14 protein-coding genes are annotated in these 18589 nt (G+C 70.8%); 3 read left to right on the top strand and 11 right to left on the bottom strand.

What is annotated here, in order from left to right:
- Window positions 1–12 precede the first annotated feature (12 nt).
- Window positions 13–399 (top strand): VOC family protein, encoded by a 387-nt coding sequence (locus ABH920_RS43565; protein WP_370355209.1) that lies wholly within the window; start codon window positions 13–15, stop codon window positions 397–399.
- A 198-nt stretch (window positions 400–597) separates the two neighbouring features.
- Here the strand turns inward: ABH920_RS43565 and ABH920_RS43560 are convergent, their stop codons facing one another.
- On the bottom strand, window positions 598–1299 hold the full coding sequence (locus tag ABH920_RS43560) for an alpha/beta fold hydrolase (RefSeq protein WP_370355208.1): 702 nt from the start codon (window positions 1297–1299) through the stop codon (window positions 598–600).
- Between the two features lie 146 nt (window positions 1300–1445).
- Between ABH920_RS43560 and ABH920_RS43555 the strand changes: the two genes are divergently transcribed.
- Complete coding sequence (locus tag ABH920_RS43555; RefSeq protein ID WP_370355207.1) at window positions 1446–4202, top strand: AAA family ATPase; 2757 nt, start codon at window positions 1446–1448, stop codon at window positions 4200–4202.
- Window positions 4203–4294: 92 nt separating this feature from the next.
- On the opposite strand, the gene ABH920_RS43550 is transcribed toward ABH920_RS43555, so the two are convergent.
- Window positions 4295–5389, bottom strand: coding sequence for an ABC transporter ATP-binding protein (locus tag ABH920_RS43550; RefSeq protein ID WP_370355206.1), 1095 nt, complete (start codon window positions 5387–5389; stop codon window positions 4295–4297).
- A gap of 414 nt (window positions 5390–5803) precedes the next feature.
- Here ABH920_RS43550 and ABH920_RS43545 point away from each other — a divergent pair, with 414 nt between their 5' ends.
- Window positions 5804–7282, top strand: coding sequence for an MFS transporter (locus tag ABH920_RS43545; RefSeq protein ID WP_370355205.1), 1479 nt, complete (start codon window positions 5804–5806; stop codon window positions 7280–7282).
- A gap of 19 nt (window positions 7283–7301) precedes the next feature.
- Here the strand turns inward: ABH920_RS43545 and ABH920_RS43540 are convergent, their stop codons facing one another.
- From ABH920_RS43540 to ABH920_RS43500, 9 genes are all read right to left on the bottom strand, one after another.
- The gene (locus ABH920_RS43540; protein ID WP_370355204.1) at window positions 7302–7754 is read right to left on the bottom strand and encodes a MarR family winged helix-turn-helix transcriptional regulator; all 453 of its coding nucleotides are present in this window, start codon (window positions 7752–7754) and stop codon (window positions 7302–7304) included.
- A gap of 98 nt (window positions 7755–7852) precedes the next feature.
- Complete coding sequence (locus tag ABH920_RS43535) at window positions 7853–8296, bottom strand: universal stress protein (protein WP_370355203.1); 444 nt, start codon at window positions 8294–8296, stop codon at window positions 7853–7855.
- A gap of 82 nt (window positions 8297–8378) precedes the next feature.
- A complete protein-coding gene (locus ABH920_RS43530) occupies window positions 8379–9149 on the bottom strand; it encodes a TetR/AcrR family transcriptional regulator (RefSeq protein WP_370355202.1) in 771 nt (256 codons plus the stop codon).
- An 11-nt stretch (window positions 9150–9160) separates the two neighbouring features.
- Entirely contained in the window at window positions 9161–10126 is a 966-nt protein-coding gene (locus ABH920_RS43525; protein ID WP_370355201.1) for an aldo/keto reductase, read from the bottom strand.
- An 84-nt stretch (window positions 10127–10210) separates the two neighbouring features.
- Window positions 10211–10699 (bottom strand): hypothetical protein, encoded by a 489-nt coding sequence (locus tag ABH920_RS43520; protein WP_370355200.1) that lies wholly within the window; start codon window positions 10697–10699, stop codon window positions 10211–10213.
- Between the two features lie 65 nt (window positions 10700–10764).
- Window positions 10765–11643 (bottom strand): LLM class F420-dependent oxidoreductase, encoded by an 879-nt coding sequence (locus ABH920_RS43515; protein WP_370355199.1) that lies wholly within the window; start codon window positions 11641–11643, stop codon window positions 10765–10767.
- A gap of 104 nt (window positions 11644–11747) precedes the next feature.
- Complete coding sequence (locus ABH920_RS43510; protein ID WP_370355198.1) at window positions 11748–14405, bottom strand: DUF5127 domain-containing protein; 2658 nt, start codon at window positions 14403–14405, stop codon at window positions 11748–11750.
- Between the two features lie 164 nt (window positions 14406–14569).
- Window positions 14570–16705 carry a hypothetical protein gene (locus ABH920_RS43505; RefSeq protein WP_370355197.1) on the bottom strand — a complete coding sequence of 712 codons (2136 nt, stop codon included), beginning with the start codon at window positions 16703–16705 and terminating at the stop codon, window positions 14570–14572.
- Between the two features lie 32 nt (window positions 16706–16737).
- Window positions 16738–18528 carry a hypothetical protein gene (locus ABH920_RS43500; RefSeq protein WP_370355196.1) on the bottom strand — a complete coding sequence of 597 codons (1791 nt, stop codon included), beginning with the start codon at window positions 18526–18528 and terminating at the stop codon, window positions 16738–16740.
- Between the last annotated feature and the right edge of the window lie 61 nt (window positions 18529–18589).

Raw genomic sequence — 18589 nt, 5'->3', positions numbered from 1 at the left:
AGGAGGAGAACCATGCGCATCACCGCCAGCGCCATATCCCTGAACGTCGAGGACGTCACCGCGTCCAGCTCATTCCTCACTGACCACTTCGGCTTCCGCGAGGAGATGGCCGCCGACGGCTTCGCCTCCCTGACCCGCGACGACTCCGGCATGCACGTCGTGTTCCTGCGCCGCGGCCTGCCGACCCTGCCGGCCGACCAGCGCGACGACCACGCCAACGGCCTGATCCTCGCTTTCACCGTCGAGGACCTGGAGGGCGAGCTGGCACGCCTGCAGGACGAAGGCGTCGCCATCACCATGCCGCTCACCTCCGAGGAGTGGGGCGAGCGGGCGTTCCAGGTCCGCGATCCCAACGGCGTGATCGTGCAGCTGGTCGACTGGAACGCGGCAGCCAACTGACAAGACCTCCTGCGGAGGGGAAAACGGCCGGGGCGGGAGCCGATCCACTCGACTCCCGCCCCGGCCGGTCGGCAGCGCACGCCTAAGCGTCCACCTCAGCACCCGCGTCCGCGTCCGCGTCCGCGTACCGGCCGTACCGCGTCGGCCTCCGCGACTACCTCGGCCTCCGCCTTCACCTACCGCCGCCGAAAGGCGACCTCAGCCCTCAGCCTCCACAGCCTGCTTGATCAGATCCGCCACCGCCGCCGGCCGCGACACGTACACCGAGTGGCTGCTCCCCGGCACCTCGACCGTCGTCGCGCCGATCCGCTCGGCCATCGCGCGCTGCGCCGGCGGCGGGATCATCCGGTCGTCCCCGGCCACCAGGTACCACGCCGGTTTCGTGCGCCACGCCGGCTGCGACACCGCGCCGTTCAGCGCCTCCAGGCCCCACGGCACCTGCGAGTCGGCCATGAACTGCGCCTGCGGCCGCGGCAGGTCCCCGGCGAAGGAGTCCGCGAACTTCTCGCGGTCCAGGAACAGGAACCCGTCCTGCGGCGGCAGGATCGGCGGCACCGGCGCGCCCGGCGGCGGGTCGGCGATCAGCGTGCCGACCGACTCGCCCTTGTCCGGGGCGAAGGCCGTGATGTAACACAGCGCCTTCACCTTCGGGTGGCTGCCGGCCTCGGTGATCACGGCGCCGCCGTAGGAGTGGCCGACCAGCGTCACCGGCCCGGGCATGCCCTCGATCACCCGGTGCGTGGTCGCCACGTCGTCCTCCAGCGACACCGTGGCGTTCTGCACCACGCCGACGCTGTACCCGTCCGCCGTCAGCACGTCGTACACGCCCTGCCAGCCCGAACCGTCCACGAAGCCGCCGTGCACCAGCACGACACTCCCGCGTCCCGCACCCTCGTTCATCGTTCCTCCACTGGTCCTGCGAGCCGGATCCGGCCCCTGATCAGGACAGTAGGAAAGCGGCCAGGACGCTCGCTCCCGTCATGTGACGTACTTTCGCACCCCGGATTTCCTGGTGATCCAATCCCGGACCGGGTTCACTGGCAGTCATGACCGGTGATCAGCAACCCCTGGTGGGCCGCGAGACCGATCTGGCACGGCTCGGCGAGTTCGCGGCCGCCGTGCCGGACCGTGACGGATCGATGCTCCTCGTCGGGGAACCCGGAGTCGGCAAGAGCGCGCTGCTGGCCGCCGTCACCGGCGCGGCCGAGGCCAGCGGTATCAGGGTCCTGTCGACCGTCGGCGTCCAGTACCGGGCGCAGGTCGGCTACAGCGCCGTGCAGCGCCTGCTGACCTCGCAGCCCGAAGGCCGCGCCGCGGTCACCGCCACCCCGGTCCTGGCCGTCGCCCTGGGCCTGTGCCGCGGTACCACCCCCGGCCACGACGCCGTCACCGACGCCGTCGTCGCCCTGGTCGCGAAGCTGTCCGCCGAGGTGCCGACGCTGCTCGTCCTGGACGACGTGCAGTGGCTGGACCGCGCCAGCGCCGACGTCCTGGGCCAGCTGGCCCGCCGCCTGTCCGCCGGTTCCGGCCTGCTGTGCGCGGCGCGCCCCGGCGACGAAGGGTTCTTCGACTCCACCGGCCTGCCGGTCCACGAACTCGGCCCGCTCAGCGACGCCGCGGCCGAAGAACTGCTCACCCAACGCTTCCCGGCCCTGGCCCCGCGCGTCCGCCGGCGCCTGATGGCCGACGCCGAAGGCAACCCGCTGGCGCTGCTGGAGCTCCCCGCCGCCCTGACCGACTCCCAGCGCGGCTCCTCCCAGGCCCTGCCCACCCGCCTGCCGCTGACTCAGCGCCTGGAATCCGCGTTCGCCTCCCGTATCAACAGCCTGCCGGCGGCCACCCGCCACCTGCTGCTCGTCGCAGCCCTCGAAGGCAGCGGCAACATGCAGGTCCTGCGCCGCGCGGTGGCCGGCCGGTGCAGCCTGAAGCACCTCGCCCCGGCCGAACGCGCCCGGCTGGTCCACGTCGACGACGTCACCGGCCGCCTGGCCTTCCGGCACTCCCTGATGCGCTCGGCCGTCGTCGAACTGTCCACCAGCGACCAACGGCGCGGCGTGCACCGCGCGCTCGCCGAAGCCTGGGCCGCCGTGCCCGAACAACGCGCCTGGCACCTCGCGCAGGCCGCGGTCGACCCCGACGAGTCGATCGCCGCGCTGCTGGAGGAGGTCGCCGACCTGGGATTCCGGCGCGGCGACGGAGTCAACGCCGTCGCCGCGCTGTTACGCGCCGCCGACCTGACGCCGTCCGCGACCGAACGCGCCCGCCGCCTGGCCAAAGCCGCCTACGTCGGCGCACACCTCACCGGTGCCCTGCACGAGGTGCCGCGCCTGCTCGACACCGCACACCAGGTCGCGCCGGACGCCGACTCCCTGGCCGCCGCGGTGGCCACCGCGACCTACCTGATGAACAGCCACGGCGACATCGACACCGCCTACCGCCTGCTCACCGGCGCCATCGCCCTGCTGCCCGAGCCCTACGACGCGACCGACGTCACCCTCCGCGTGGCGCTGTCCACCCTGCTGATCGTCTGCGTCCACGGCGGCCGCCCCGAAATGTGGGCCGGCTACGACGCGCTGCTGGCCGCCTGCGTCGACGTCCCGCCGAGCCTGGAGATGCTGCGCGCCACCTTCGCCGACCCGGCCCGCGCCAAGCCCTCGGACTGGGCCCGGCTGGACGCCACCATCGCCGAGATGTCCGGCAGTCCGGACCTGGCCCGCATCATCCGCGTCGCCACCGCCGGCGCCTTCGCCGACCGCCTCGGCGCGATGGAGGAACCGCTGCGCCTGGCGGCCCGGGGCGGCCGCACCGGCGAGAACAACTTCCCGGCCATCCAGGCCTCGTTCCTGTGGGCCAGCCACGCTTTCTCCACCGGCCAGTGGTCCGAACTGCGCGAGATCGTGGGCAACGGACTGCGACTGTGCGAGGAGTTCGACTATCCGCTGCGCTCCTGGACCGGCAAGTGGGTCCTCGGCTGCGTGTCAGCACTCTGCGGCGACTACGCCCTGGCCACCGCGTACGCCGACGAGATGGACCGCTGGGCCGCACCCCGGCGCGCGCTGGCCGTCCGCCGCTACGCCTCGCATGTCAGAACCCTGACCGCGCTGTCGCAGAGCGAGTTCGAGAAGGCTTATCAGCATGCGAACGCGATCACCCCGGCCGGGACCTTCGCGCCGTTCGCCGGGCACGCGCTGTGGGCCGTCCTGGACCTGATCGAGGCGGCGGTGCGCACCGGCCGCCGGGCCGAAGCGCTCGCGCACGTAGCAGCGGCCCGGGAAGCCGGGCTGCACACGGTGTCCCCGCGCCTGGCGATGGTCCTGACCGCCGGCGAGGCGATGGCCGCCGAGGACGACGACGAGGCGGTCGCCGGGCTCCGCGCGGCCGCGGCCGTCGAGGGCGCCGAACGCTGGCCCTTCGACCTGGCCCGGATCCAGCTCCACTGCGGCGAGCGGCTGCGGCGCGGCCGGGCCATGGTCCAGGCGCGCGACCAGCTCGGCGCCGCCGCGCAGACCTTCGACCGGCTCGGCGCCAAGCCGTGGACCGAGCGCGCCAACAAGGAACTGCGGGCCGGCGGCCGGGCCGTGCACATCGCGGCCGGCGAGGACGTGTCGCTGACCCCGCAGCAGTGGGAGATCGCCGGCCTGGCCGCCGCCGGGCTGACCAACAAGCAGATCGCCTCGCAGCTCTACCTGTCCCCGCGGACCGTCTCGACCCACCTCTACCAGCTGTTCCCCAAGCTGGGCGTGACGTCCCGGGCCGCGCTGCGGGACGCCCTGGAGCGCTTCGAGGGGTTCGACCGGCCGTGAAGCTCGGGCCGTGCACACGCCGGCCGGCGAGCAGAGACGGCGAAAGCCGGGCGGTCGGGACCGCCCGGCTTTCCCGTTCCGCCTGGAGCGGATCAGATCTCCAGCCGCTCGCCGGTGCTGGACGAGAACAGGTGCGTCTCGTGGCCGTGCGGCTTGGCGTAAAGGGTGTCGCCCTTCATCGGGACGGCGCGGGCGTCGACGCGCAGGATCATGTCGACGTCCTTGTCCCCGACGTGCGCGCTGGTGTAGGCGAACGCGTCGGCGCCCAGTTCCTCGACCAGGTGGACGGTCATCGCGATGGCGCCCTCGGCGTCGCCGACGAGGTCGAAGGACTCCGGGCGCACGCCGAGCGTCAGGGTCGTCGCGCCGGAGGACGTGGCCACGCCGAGCGCGTCCCGGGAGACCGGGACCACCAGGCCGTCCAGCTGCACGCCGCCGTCGACGATCGGGACCTCGACGAGGTTCATCGCCGGGGAGCCGATGAAGCCGGCCACGAAGACGTTCGCGGGCTTCTCGTACATGCCGCGCGGGGTGTCGCACTGCTGGAGCAGGCCGTCCTTGATGACGGCGACCCGGTCGCCCATGGTCATGGCCTCGACCTGGTCGTGGGTGACGTAGACGGTGGTGGTGCCCAGGCGGCGCTGGAGCGAGGCGATCTGGGTACGGGTCTGCACACGCAGCTTGGCGTCCAGGTTCGACAGCGGCTCGTCCATGAGGAACACCTGCGGTTCGCGGACGATCGCGCGGCCCATGGCGACACGCTGGCGCTGGCCGCCGGACAGGGCCTTGGGCTTGCGGCCCAGGTATTCGTTGAGCTCCAGCAGCTTCGCGGCCTCCTCCACGCGCTTGGCGATGGTGGCCTTGTCGACCTTCGCGATCTTCAGGGCGAAGCCCATGTTCTCCGCGACGGTCATGTGCGGATAGAGAGCGTAGTTCTGGAACACCATCGCGATGTCCCGGTCCTTCGGCGGAAGGTGCGTGACGTCGCGATCGCCGATGAAGATGCCGCCGGAGGACACTTCCTCCAGGCCGGCGAGCATGCGCAGAGCGGTGGACTTACCGGAACCCGAGGGGCCGACCAGGACCAGGAACTCGCCGTCGGCGATCTCCAGGTTCAGCTTGTCGACCGCGGGCGAGTCCGCCCCGGGGTAGACGCAGGACGCGTCCTGATAAACGACACCAGCCATCGTGATCCTTACCCTTCTGGCCGGCAGGAACGTGCCGGACGATCCGAGTCCGAGGGGTGGCGCGGGCCGCGCTGGGAGGCGCGCGCCGTTGTCTGAATGACGGTACTCCGAGATTTCGCTCTGGGAAGACTCAGAACGGTGAAAATTGCGCCACCGCAGGTAGGAGGTGGTAAAGCGCTAGAGCTCCGGCTGATGGTCGGCTTCGCTGCCCAGCGGTTCACCGACGAGCCCTCGTACACGCCTCATCGCGCCCGGCGAGCTCAAAGGGGCGACGGCGGGGCCGGGTCGCTGAGCATGCGCTGCCCGAGACGGTTCGGCGGCGCGGTCTGTCCGGTCACACTTCCGGTCGGGATAGGCAGGAAGCCTGCTATTCTTGTCAGGTAGCCTGCGCTTCTTCGACCACCGGGAGCATCCATGTCCGTCGCCGACAATCTCCGCGCGGGACCTGCCGTCTCCGCCGCCTCGGCCGATCCCGATATCGCCGCCGATCCCTACCGCCCCCGCTTCGTCGCGCCCCTGTACCTCGGCTCGGCGCTCAATCCGATCAACAGCTCGATCATCGCCACGGCCCTCGTCGCCCTGGCCGCCGCTCTGCACATCACCGTCGGAGCCACGGCGATCCTGATCTCCAGCCTCTACCTGACCAGCGCCCTGGCCCAGCCGGCGGCGGGCCGCCTCGCCGAGGAGTTCGGGCCGCGCCGGGTGTTCCTGGCGGGCATCGGGTTGGTGCTGGTGGCGGGTGTCGTCGGGTCGCTGGCCACGTCGCTGCCGGGGTTGATCGCCTCGCGCGTCCTGATCGGCGCGGGCACGTCGGCCGGCTATCCGTCGGCGATGCTGCTCATCCGGCGACGTGCGCAGCAGGCCGGTCTACAGGCGCCGCCGCACCGCGTGCTCGGCGGGCTGGCGGTGGCCGGCGCCGCGACGGTCGCCGTCGGTCCCGCGATCGGCGGGCTGCTGGTCGGTTGGCTCGGGTGGCGTACGGCGTTCTGGATCAACATTCCGTTCGCCGCCGTGGCCCTCGTGCTGACGCTCATCGGCATCGCCCCGGACGCCAAGACCGCACCGGCCGTCGCCGACGACGCCGCCCGCGCCGACCGCGCCGATACGGCACCCCGTGGCCTGGCCTCCCGCATCGACCTGCTCGGCATGCTCGGCTTCGGCGGCTCGCTCACCGCCCTCGTCGTGTTCCTCAACACCCTGCCACGCCTGAACTGGCCGGCCCTCGCCGTCGCCGCGATCCTGGCCGCGCTCCTCGTCGGCTGGGAACTGCGCGCCGCCCAACCGTTCCTCGACGTGCGCCTCCTGGCTTCCAACAGAGCCCTTACACGCACCTACATACGCAATGGCCTGACACTCCTCGGCACCTACGTCATCCTCTACGGCCTCACGCAGTGGCTCGAAGCGGTACGCGGCCTGTCCGCCTACCAAGCCGGCCTGGCCCTGCTCCCCATGGGCGTCCTGTCCGCCGTCACTGCACGCATGACAGCCCGCCGCACCAAGGTCCGCATCCCACTCCTGGCCAGCGCGGTCCTCCTGGTCGTCGGCGCGATCGCAATGCTCTTCGTCAACACCGGCACCCCGATGCCCGCGGTCATCGCCGCGAGCGCCGTCTTCGGCCTCACCTCCGGCGCCGGCACGGTCGCCAACCAGACCGTGCTCTACCGCGAAGCCCCCGCCGCCACCGTCGGCACCGCCTCCGGCCTCCTGCGCACGTTCGGCTACCTGGGCTCCATCGCCTCGGCCGCCATCACCGGCGTCGCGTTCCACACCCGCGTCTCCGACCCCGGCCTCCACCACGTCGCGTGGATCCTGGTCCTGATCGCCGCGGTGGTCCTGGTCATGACGGTCCTGGACCGCCACCTGGCGCGCGCCGACCGGACAGAAGGGCCGTAGCGGTCAGCTACGCGTGTACCTACGGTTGCGCGTCCGCCAGCCGGTCCATGATCTCCGCCGCCCGATCCAGCACCCTGCGTTCCTCGGCGTCCAGCGTCGCCGAGATCGCCTTCGACAGCCACGCCTCGCGCGTCGCCGAGCTGCGCTCGATCAGCGCGCGGGCCTCGGGGGTGGCGCTGACCAGCACCTTGCGGCCGTCGCTGGGGTCCTTGCCGTCGGTGATGAGGCCGTTGGCGCGCAGACCGGCCAGGGTCTCGGCCATCGACTGCCGGCGGACGTGCTCGGCCTGCGCCAGCTCCGTCGCCGTGACCGGGCCCTGCTCGACGATGCGGTGCAGGACCGTCAGGTGCGACCAGGTGACCGGTACGTCGTCGACGATCGGCGCCTCGGAGCGCAGGCGGGCCCGCAGGCGCGTCATGGCCCGCATCAGTCCGAGGGCGGTGCCCTCGGGCGGAGGCGCTTCGCTGTTCATCGGCCCAGTTTACGGCAGCCGGGTGCGGTCGCCGGTGCTGCCGGGGCCGACCGCCGGGCTGCTCCCGGCACGGCCCGCGGCGCCACTCACGGCGCTGCTCACGGCACCACCGTCACCGGCCACTTCCCCGCCTTCACCAGCCGGATCGCGACCGACCCGACGATCCGGTGCCCGGCCTTCTGCGAAGCCCCGATCACCACCGCGTCGGCCTTGAGCTTGACCGCGAAGTCGCACAGCCCGTGGTACGGATCGCCCTCGCCGGTGTAGAACTCCCAGCGCACGACGGTCCCCTCCGGCACCCGCTCGGCCGCCTCCTCCATCTGGCGGCGCAGATCCTCGGCGGTGGAGCGGCCGGCGGCGATCATCTCCGAGGCGGCCGACGGCGACACGCTGGCCGGGTACGGCTGGATGTAGACCAGGGCCAGCTTCGCGTTCTGGCGCCGGGCCAGCCCCGCGGCGTACGCGGCGGCCCGGACGGAGCTCTCGGAGCCGTCGATGCCGGCCATGATCACGAGTGGGCCGTCCGTACCCAGTTCGAACATTCTGCGGCTCCCGGGGTGTGGAGGGCGGGTGAGGACGTCGTGCGCTGCTCCCTACTGAGCATACGGACGCCACGCCACCCTTCTACGCCGGAGCCGGCCCGCCGCCGCCCCGGATCCCGTCCAGCGCCATGTCGATGGCCTCCTTCACGAACCGGTCGTTCACCGGCCCGTGCCCGTGCAGCAGCCGGTGGTAGATCGGCCCGTAGATCAGATCGAGCGCGACCTCCATCCGTGTGCCCGCCGGAATCTCGCCGCGCTCCACGGCCCGCTGCAAAGCCGCCCGCGCCAACTCCCGCCGCGGCTCCACGAACCGCTGCCGGTACTCGACGGCGAACACCGGATCCGCCTGCGCCGCCGCGACCAGCTGCGCGATCACCGGGCCGTACGGCCGCGAAGCCACCAGCCGCGCCCACGGCCGGATCAGCGAAACCAGATCACTGCGAAGCGAACCGGTGTCCCGCACCGTCGGCTGCACCGCGCTCCACTCGGTGAACAACGCGTCCAGCGCCAGGCTCTCCTTCGTCGGCCACCACCGGTAGATGGTGGCCTTGCTGACCCCGGCGCGCTCGGCGACGGTGTCCATGCTCACCGCCGACAGGCCGCGCGTCAGCAACAGGTCGGAGGCCGCGGCGAGGATCGCCTGATGCGCACGATGGCTGCGCGGCCGACCCCGCTGCGGGGCGTCGGCCGCCGGACTCGTGCCCGAATCAGCAGCCGTGCCCGCCGAACCGCCCGCCGCCGCCGTGCCTGCCGCCGCCGTGCCCGCCGAACCGTCTGCCGCCGCCGTGCCTGCCGAACTGCCTGCCGCCGCCGTGCCCGCCGAACCGCCCGCCGGACCCACAGTCCCCTTCATCTCCGCGCGCCTCAGACGTCGGCGTCGGCAGCGATCTCGGCCAGGTCCGCCTCGGTCAGCTTCAGCCACACCGCGTCGATGATCGGGTCGACCTGGTCCGGGCGCCGGAACCCGGCGATCGCCCCGCTCACCGCCGGGTTCAGCAGCGTCCACGCCACCGCGACGGCGCCGGCCGACATCCCGTGCCGCTCCCCGACCGCCCGGAGCCGGTCGGCCAGCGCGAGGTTCCGCGTCAGCCGCGGCTCGGTGAACCAGTCGTCGCTCTTGCGCCAGTCGTTCTCCGGCATCGCCTCGACCCGTTCCCGCGTCATCGCGCCGGTCAGCATCCCGGAGCCCATGGGGGAGTAGACGATGACGCCGATGTCGTCCTTCAGCGCCGCCGGCAGGATCTCCGCCTCCGCCTCGCGCTCGAGCAGCGAGTACGGCGGCTGCAGCGTCTCCACCGGCGCGATCGCCTGCGCGCGCCGGATCTGCTCGACGTCGAAGTTCGACACCCCGATGTGCCGGACCACGCCCTGCTCCTTCAGCTCGGCCATCGCGGCCCAGCCCTCCTCGACGTCGGCCTCGGGGTTCGGCCAGTGGATCTGGTACAGGTCGATGGCGTCGACGCCGAGCCGCCGCACGCTGGCCTCGGCCTCGCGCAGGATCGAGTCGCGCTTGAGGCTGTGCACGACGCGTCCGTTGCCGTCGTTCAGCAGCGAGCACTTGGTGAAGACGTACGGAGGCCGCTCCAACCCCTGCAACGCGCGCCCGACCACGTTCTCGGAGTGCCCGAAGCCGTAGGCCGCGGCGGTGTCGATCCAGTTCACGCCGAGCTCCAGCGCCCGGTGGATCGCGTCGACGGACGCCTGGTCCTGCTGCGGCCCCCAGCCGAACTCCCAGTCCCCGCCGCCGATGGCCCACGCGCCGAAGCCGACGCGGGTGATCGGCAGGCCGGTGGCGCCGAGCGGGACGGTGGGCAGCTGTGTGGTTCCCATGATTCCTCCGAAGTCTCCCGAAGTGTCGGTCTCGGAAGAAACTATACTACCAGTTTCGTAAATGCCGCCATCGGCCGCGGCACCTCAGCCCGCCATCGGCCGCTCATGACCGCCGCCGGCGGACGGGACCAGCACGTCCTGCCCGCCGCAGGCGAGCGTGACGCCCTCATCGGTCACCCCGGTCTGGTCGCAGGTCACCGACCGCACCGGACCGTGCCGTCCCGGCTCGACGTACGTCTGGCTGGACTCGGTCACCCGACAGGACTTGCCGCCGGATTGGACCTTGAAGACGTAGTCGGTTCCGGCGTCCACGCCCCGCGCGACGATCTGGACCGCCGCCGGCTGGCAGGCGCGCGCAGCGTTGGTGAAGCAGGTCAGAGCGCCGGGATCGGCCATGGTGACGACCGTGGAGGCGTCGACTGACCGCGCCGTGGCCGACCCGCAGTTCGCCGTCGGCAACGTCGTCGTCGTACCGGTGCCGTGGTGTCCCAGCTGCGTCGCCGCGACGGCGGTACCGGCGGCCAGCACGACGACAGCGGCGCCGCCGAGGATGACTACCCGGGTTCGCTTCATTCCGGTCACCTCTCTCGCTCGTCCCCGTCCTGGATTGGACGGGACGAAGCCGAGCCCGGTTCCCCTCATGCGACAGCAGCGGCCCCGATCTCCCCTGGCGCGTTGGCCCGCACGAACTCCTCGAACTCCGCAGCCGTCACCACGCGGTGCCGGAAATCCGGCTGCATCGCGGCCAGCCGGTGCACGCCCAAAGCCGCGTAGTCGGCGACCACGTCGGCGCTCAACGTCTCCGTCGGCGTCACCGTGATCGTCAGCTCCCCGAAGTCCCGACCGGCCACGTCCGCAGCAGTCCGCAGAGAACTGACACACTCCGCCACGCGCGCCCGATCCAGCGCGAACCCGTACCACCCCGACCCGAACCGCACCGCCCGCCGAAACGCCGCCTCCGACCCGCCGCCGACCACCACCGGGATCCGCTCCTGCACCGGCCGCGGATGAGCGTCGATCCCGGCGAACGACACGTGCCGTCCGTCCATCGCCGGCGCCTCGTCGTAGAGCAGCGTCTGGATCGCCTGCAGGAACTCGTCCGCCCGCGCGCCCCGCCCGCGCGGCGACACTCCCAGCGCCGCCATCTCAGGCTCCAGATACCCCACGCCGACACCGAGCTCGAATCGGCCCCCGCTGACCGCGTCGAGCGAGGCCGCCTCCTTCGCCAACCGCACCGGATTGTGCTGCGGCAGGATCACCACCCCGGTCCCCAGTCGCACCCTCCGCGTCACCCCGGCCGCCAGCGCCAGCGCGATCAGCGGATCGAGGATCGGATAGTCCGGATCCAGCGGCGACGGCGCCTCCCGGGGACTCGGCAGCACCACGTGCTCCGGCGCCCAAAGCGACTCGTACCCCAACTCCTCGGCCAGCGCGCCGATGCTGCGCACCCCCGCGGCCGTCGCGCACGGCCCCATCCCGATCCCGAAAACTCCCACCACAGGCATCTCATCGATCACGTCCCGACGCTACGAGCGCGCCCGACCCGCGACAAGCGAGCGTTCGGCATGAAACCCATGCCGAACGCTCATACGAGGGCGGGTGAGAGGTGAAGCCCGAACGGCTACACCAGCCGCCACAAGTGATCCGTGGTCCCGTTGTCAGTCCACTGCGTCACCTGAGCACCGTCGGCGGTGGAGGCCCCGGAGACGGCCATGACCAGCCCGCTGTGCACGTTCTGGATCTTCGACCACCCGCCGCCGGCGTCGACGATCCGCCACAGGTGGTCCGGCGTCCCGTTGTCCTGGTACTGCTGCACGAAAGCCCCCGGCGCCGTGCTCTGGTTGTGCACCGCCAGCACCTTGCCGCTGTTCCGGTTGACGATCCGCACCGTCCCGTCCGGGTTCGGCACCACCGCCCACAGGTGGTCCGGCGTCCCGTTGTCCGTGTACTGCGTGACGTTCGTGATGTCGGCCAACGACATGTTCGTCACCGCCAGCACCTTGCCGGAGTTCTGGTTCTGGACCTTGTACCACTGCGTCCGGTCCGCCGCGACCGTCAGCGCCGGCGCGAACATCGCCCCGACCACCGGCCGGTTCTGGAACCCCTGCTGCGCCGCCGAACTCACGTCGTACCAGTCCGAAAACGGCACCCGGTTCCCGGTCCCGTTCGCGAACCCGTACACCCCCGCGATCAGCGTGTCCCGCACCGGCTGGTCCGCCAGGAACGCGGCCGTGAACATCTCCCAGTCCGCCTTGGTGTAGTTGTGCCGCGGGTCCAGGATCACGCCGTACGACCCGGCGTGGGACTGGTACCAGCCCGCCTCCTGCGCCTTGACCCCGGTCGGCACCAGGTTCAGGCCGAGCAGCTTGTCCGGGAACCCGTTGTACTTCAGGCTCCACGTCGATGCCGAGCCGTAGGCCAGATCCAGGTACGGCCCCGACGGATCCTCGCCCTTGCTCACCCACTGGCTGATGTAGCTGCGCGCCGTCGAGTAGTACGAGGCCTGATCCGCCGCGTAGGAGGACCCGGCGATCGAGGAGACGATGCTCATCGCCCCGATCCCGACAATCCCCTTCAGCGCCAGGTTCACGCTGTGCGCGATCCAGCCGGTGAAGTCGTCGGTCTGGTTCTGGTTCGCCGGGTCCAATGCGGCGCCGACCAGATAGTCAGCCCACTGTTTCAGAATCGTGTAGTGCTGCTGTGCGAACGCCGCCGCGTCCGCCGCCGGCAGCCGCTGCACCAGGGCCGCCGTCATGATCAGCATGTTGGCCGACTCCTCGACCGGCATGTCCTCCTCGGTGCCGTCGTTGTGGCCGGTCGCGTTCGGATAGCTGCTGCCCAGGTCGTGCACGGCGAACGTCTTCGGCCACAGGCCGCTCTCGCTGTAGTCCAGGATCGGCTCCAGCAGCAGCTTCAGATACGACGGGGACAGGAACAAGAACCCCGGGAACCCCGGATACGTCACGTCGATCGTCGAGACGTTCCCGTCCGAGGAGATCTCCTTCAGGAACGCCCACGGCGTCCCGTTGTGGTCCACCAGCTCCGTCCCGCCGAACGCCTGACGCGTCGCCAGCGCACACAACGCCGCGTACTGCGCGCCGACTGTTCCCCCGCCGACGGCCGCCGACGCGGTGTTCTCGATCTGCGCGTCCAGCGTCTGCGCCGCCGCCAGCGCCGCCGGATAGTCCGCCAGGAACCAGTCGATCATCGCCTCCTGGCTGCTCCAGTACGTCGTCCACCACGGCGCCAGATCAGCACCCAGATACGACACCGCCGGAGTGCGCACATGGCCGATCGCCGCCACGAACAACGCCGAAGGACCGGCCGAGGTCACCGTCCCCAGATCCCGGTTCAGCCCCGCCACCGGCCAGTTGTCGTTGATGGCCCGCGGCTGGTTCTGGTCGACCGTGTCCGCCAGCGCGCCCTGCGACGCCGAAGCCGTCCGCACCACGGTGTCCTGACCCAGCTGCCATGTCAGACCACTGGCATCGGCCGCCGCGAGCACCGATGTGCCCCACGACGCCTGGTCGCCGTGCTCGCCGAGCACCGTCGGGCTCTGCGGCGTGAAGCCCATGACGACGCTGCCCGCGCCGGTCTGCTCCTGCGCCCACGTGACCTGCTGCGTGACGTCGCCGTGCGCCCACTCCGCCGACATGTCCAGGTGGACGTCCACGCTGTGCGCCCGGCCGTCGGCGCTCGCCGCCTGCACCGTGACGTAGCTCAGCGGAACGCACTGCCGCTGCAAGTTGTTCGGGTCCACGGGGGAGAAGAACGTCACGGTCAGGTTCACCCCGGCCGCGGTGAACGTGAAGATCGACCGCGTCGCCGTCACCTGCACCGAGGTTTGCGTCATCGAGTCGGGCACGACGCTGGACACCGGCGCGCCGGCGAACAGGTAGCCGGTCCCGTCGATCCGCGCGATGCCGCAGATCGCCGTCACGTGCCCGTTCCAGAACGTCGGCCAGGTCCCGACCAGGCTGTCCCCGGGCAGCCACGTGCTCAGATACGGCGAGCGCACCGCCAGCGGCGTGGCCGGCGCGCGCAGCGGCGTGAACGATATGGACGGCGACGTCCGGGCGGCCGCACCCGTCGCCGCGAATGACCGGGAAAGCGAGTCAGAGGACGAAGTCGCCGCGGCGCTGGACGCGCTCGTGGCGGCACCGATCCCGCTGCCCACGGCGAGCGCCGCCAGGCCGGTGTTCCGCAGCAGGCCACGGCGGCCGACGAGCGGCTCTCCGGGGGTGGGAGTGGGGTCTGGGCTGGGCACTGGGCTGGGCACTGGGCGGTCCCTTCGCGATGCGGGCCTCGGGGGTCGGTTCGGGCTCGGGTTCGGGTTCGGTCCGGGTCCGGTCCGGGGCCGGATTCGGATTCGGATTCGGATCAAGAGATTCCCCCGCCGGTCGCAGCGACCGGCGGGGGAACTCATGGCGTTGTCTGCTCCAGTCAGATCGCGGACGCCGGGGGCGTTTTGAAGCCGACGGACAGGCTCTGGGTTCTCCAGTTCTGGCCGATGGCCGCCAGGTAGGTCTCCTGGACCTGGTTGCTGCCGGAGTCGACCGTGTAAACGCTGGCGTAGGTCATCGCCTGGTTGGCGTCCGGATGGACGAGGGCGTCGATGTTGCCGGTCGGGTTCGGCGTGCCGAAGTTGGCCGACAGGTCCTGGCTGGTCCAGGGCGCGCCGAGTTGGCTGAAGTAGCTCTCCTCCAGATGGCCGTTGCTCGCGTCGACCGTGTAAACGCTCGTATATCCATCATGGTAGAGCGCGATCGGCGCGGTGGTAAGGCTCGCGGCCGGCGTGCCGGACTGCGGAACCAGGTCCTTGGAGTGCCAGGGGTCACCGATCTTGTCCAAGTAGGTCTCCTGCAGATCACCGTTGGAATCGATGGTGTAGACGCTGGTCCAGCCTTGGTGCACGGCGACGGTCGGCGCGACGGTCGTGGCGGGCGTCCCGTAGGTGGCCGTGAAGTCCTGGGTGGCCCAGGGCTGACCGAGTGCGGCGAAGTAGCTCTCGCGCACGTGGCCGGTGCCGGCGTCCACGGTGTACACGCTGGTGTAGCCGTCGTGGACGACCGAGACCGGCTTGATGTTCGCCGAGGCCGGGGCGTTGGTGGCGGTGGTGAGATCCTTGGAGTACCAGCGGTCGCCGAGCTTGTCGAGGTAGGTCTCCTGCAAGTGGCCGTTGCTCTCGTCGATCGTGTACACGCTCAGCCAGCCCTGGTGCAGGACGGTCGTGGGCGTCACCGATGTCGTTGGAGTGCCGTAGTTCGCCGTCAGGTCTTGAGTGGCCCACTTGTCACCGAGCTTGTCCAGGTAGGTCTCCTGCACATGATGGTTGCTCGCGTCGACGGTGTAAACACTCGTATACCCGTTGTGGTAGACCGCGACCGGTTGCGTGCCCGCGAGCACTGCGGGAGTGCCGAAGGCCGAGAAGTCCTGCGTGGCCCAATTGCCGCCCATCTTCGGCAGGTACGTCTCCTGCAAGTGGCCGTTGCTCGCGTCGACCGAGTAGACGCTGGTGTAACCGTCATGCACCAGGGTCGAGCTCGCCGCGGTCCCGTCCGGGGTCTGCGCCGGCGGAGGCGGCGGCGTCGCTCCGCCGCTGGTCCACAGGTAGGTCACGGTGACGTAGCCGTTGTCGGTGAGCCCGACGTCGGAGAAGGTGCCGTCGGCCAGGTCGATGCCCGCCGGGTTGGCGATCTTCTTGCCGTAGTAGTCGTCGTATCCGTTGTTGTAGCCGTTCTGGTAGGCGGCCTGCGCCTCCGGCTCGCCCTGCGGCAGGTCGGTGAACTCGTCGCGCGGGCTGTCCCAGTAGTTGTCGTTGATGTTCCAGGGGCCCTTGTCCAGGACCGGGGCGGTGACGCACTTGGCGGGCCCGCAGACCTGCACGGAGTAGACGGTCGGGCTTTCCCAGGACACCACTCGCCCGGACGGCAGTGCGACGAAGTGGTCGTTCGGCTGGATGATGTGGCCGCTCGTGGTCTGCCCGCCGACGTCGCCCTCGTCGGTGGCGAACACCTTGAAGCTCAGCGGGGCCGAGGCCGCCGGAGTCGCGGCTGCTGCCAGCACGTCCGGCGCGGCGGTGATTGTGATTCCGGTGACGCTCGGCGCGGCGCCCTGGGTGCCGGTGTACAGCGTCACCTGGGTCTGCACGGCCTTGGCCGGGGCGGGCAGCCGGGTCGCGCCGGTGGCCGCGGCCGGAATCCACTCGCTCCACACGCCGTTCGCCGCCTGGCCGCGGACGTCGACCTCGGCGCTGGAGCCGTTCGGCTGGAGCAGGTCGGCCTTGACGGTCAGCGAGTCCGTCGCGGTGGACAGGGCGTGCACGGGGAACGTGTCCAGGGCGTAGCCGCGAGTGTCGTGCACGGTGCCGGCGTGGATGTTCCGGACGCTCAGCGCGTGCCCGGTCCAGACGGTGTTCACGTCGGTCGAGTGCGCCTGGCCCACGTTCTCCTGCCAGCTCGCCGGGGTGGCCGTGGCGGCGCCGGCCGAGCCCGCGGTCACGGTCGCCAGGCTGGTCGCGGCGAGCAGGACCGTGCCGAACGCGGCTATGGGTATTCGATATCTGCGATGGGTGCTCATGATGAAGAGTCCTTAGTTACCGGGTGGCGGTGTCAGATCGCGGACGCGGCAGGCGTCTTGTAGCCGACGGACAGGCTCTGGGTTCTCCAGTTCTGGCCGATGGCCGCCAGATAGGTCTCCTGGACCTGGTTGCTGCCGGAGTCGACCGAGTAGACGCTGGCATAGACCATGTTCTGGTTGGCGTCCGGGTGCACGAGGGCGTCGATGTCGCCGGTCGGGTTCGGGGTGCCGAAGTTGGCCGACAGGTCCTGGCTGGTCCAGGGCGCGCCGAGCTGGCTGAAGTAGCTCTCTTCGAGGTGGCCGTTGCTCGCGTTGACGGTGTAAACGCTGGTGTAGCCGCCGTGGTAGAGCGCGATCGGCGCGGTGGCCAGGCTCGCCGCCGGCGTGCCGGACTGGGGCACGAGGTTCTTGGAGTGCCAGAGGTCGCCGATCTTGTCGAGATAGGTCTCCTGGAGCTGGCCGGCGCTGTCCAGGGTGTAGACGCTGGTCCAGCCCTGGTGCACCGCCACGGTCGGGGCGACGGTCGTCGCCGGGGTGCCGTAGTCGGCGGTGAAGTCCTGCGTCGCCCACGGCTGGCCGAGTGCGGCGAAGTAGCTCTCGCGCACGTGGCCGGTACCGGCGTCAACCGTGTAGACACTGGTGTAGCCACTGTGCATGATGGCGACCGGCTTGATGTTCGCCGAGGCCGGGGCGTTGGTGGCGGTGGTGAGGTCCTTGGAGTACCAGCGGTCCCCGAGCTTGTCGAGGTAGGTCTCCTGGAGATGGCCGTTGCTCTCGTCGATCGTGTACACGCTCAGCCAGCCCTGGTGCAGGACGGTGGTCGGCGTCACGGTCGTCGTCGGGGTGCCGTAGTTCGCTGTCAGGTCCTGGGTGGCCCATTTGTCGCCGAGCTTGTCCAGGTAGGTCTCCTGGACGTGGTGGTTGCTAGCGTCGACGGTGTAAACGCTCGTATACCCGTCGTGGTAGACCGCGACCGGCTGCGTGCCCGCGAGCACTGCGGGCGTGCCGAAGTTGGCCGAGAAATCCTGCGTGGCCCAATTGCCGCCCATCTTCGGCAGGTAGGTCTCCTGGAGATGGCCGTTGCTCGCGTCGACCGAGTAGACGCTGGTGTAGCCGTCGTGCACCAGGGTCGAGCTCGCGGCGGTCTCGGCCGGGGTCTGCGCCGGCGGGGGCGGCGGCTGGGTCGGCGGCACGAGCTTGTCGTAGTGCTGCGGGTAGAAGGTGCCCGCGTTCGGGTCGTCGTACGGATAGGTGATCAGCCGGTACTGCGGACCCTTGTGGCCCGTCGGGCCGGTCTGTTCGAAGCCCCAGTAGGCGCTGTGGCTCGAGTCCGACCAGTGGTCGAACAGCACGACGTGGCCCTGGCTGCCCTGCGACGGATTGGTGAGCACGTCGCCCTGCTGGAGGTTGTCCTTGGCGACGTCGTTGAAGCCGTTGGCCCGGTACATGTCGCCCGAGACCAGGCCGCCATCGGTGGGCGAGTAGGCGCTGATGTCCAGCGCGTAGGACACGAATCCGGAGCAGTCGGCACGGTAGTGGCCGAAGCTGGTCGTGTCGGTGGCGACGGTGTAGGGCACGCCGGTGCCGCCGTTGGCGGCCTGCCACTGCTCGGCACGCGTCGCGGCCATGCAGCCGGCGATCGAGCCGTCCACGGTCGAGGTGTCAGTGCACGTAGTCGCCGAGTCCGCCGGAGTGACGGCCGCGGCCCGGGCCGCACCGCCGGCGGGCGAGGCGTACGCCGGCACCGCCGCCGCGACGAGCCCGACGGCCATCGCACCGACCGCCAGCGCCGCCCGAAGGCGGGTTTTGTGCGTGATTCTCACGAGATCTCTGGTCCTTTCATCAATGTCTGATTCCAGGTGCAAGGCGATCTTCGCCCCGTGA

It is taken from the genome of Catenulispora sp. EB89 (assembly GCF_041261445.1).
GTDB lineage: Bacteria > Actinomycetota > Actinomycetes > Streptomycetales > Catenulisporaceae > Catenulispora.
This window is presented reverse-complemented; position numbering and strand designations above follow the sequence as displayed.

Coding starts and splice junctions, on each gene's coding strand:
- ABH920_RS43565 (WP_370355209.1), top strand. CDS start 13: ATGCGCATCACCGCCAGCGCCATATCCCTGAACGTCGAGGACGTCACC.
- ABH920_RS43560 (WP_370355208.1), bottom strand. CDS start 1,299: ATGAACGAGGGTGCGGGACGCGGGAGTGTCGTGCTGGTGCACGGCGGC.
- ABH920_RS43555 (WP_370355207.1), top strand. CDS start 1,446: ATGACCGGTGATCAGCAACCCCTGGTGGGCCGCGAGACCGATCTGGCA.
- ABH920_RS43550 (WP_370355206.1), bottom strand. CDS start 5,389: ATGGCTGGTGTCGTTTATCAGGACGCGTCCTGCGTCTACCCCGGGGCG.
- ABH920_RS43545 (WP_370355205.1), top strand. CDS start 5,804: ATGTCCGTCGCCGACAATCTCCGCGCGGGACCTGCCGTCTCCGCCGCC.
- ABH920_RS43540 (WP_370355204.1), bottom strand. CDS start 7,754: ATGAACAGCGAAGCGCCTCCGCCCGAGGGCACCGCCCTCGGACTGATG.
- ABH920_RS43535 (WP_370355203.1), bottom strand. CDS start 8,296: ATGTTCGAACTGGGTACGGACGGCCCACTCGTGATCATGGCCGGCATC.
- ABH920_RS43530 (WP_370355202.1), bottom strand. CDS start 9,149: ATGAAGGGGACTGTGGGTCCGGCGGGCGGTTCGGCGGGCACGGCGGCG.
- ABH920_RS43525 (WP_370355201.1), bottom strand. CDS start 10,126: ATGGGAACCACACAGCTGCCCACCGTCCCGCTCGGCGCCACCGGCCTG.
- ABH920_RS43520 (WP_370355200.1), bottom strand. CDS start 10,699: ATGAAGCGAACCCGGGTAGTCATCCTCGGCGGCGCCGCTGTCGTCGTG.
- ABH920_RS43505 (WP_370355197.1), bottom strand. CDS start 16,705: ATGAGCACCCATCGCAGATATCGAATACCCATAGCCGCGTTCGGCACG.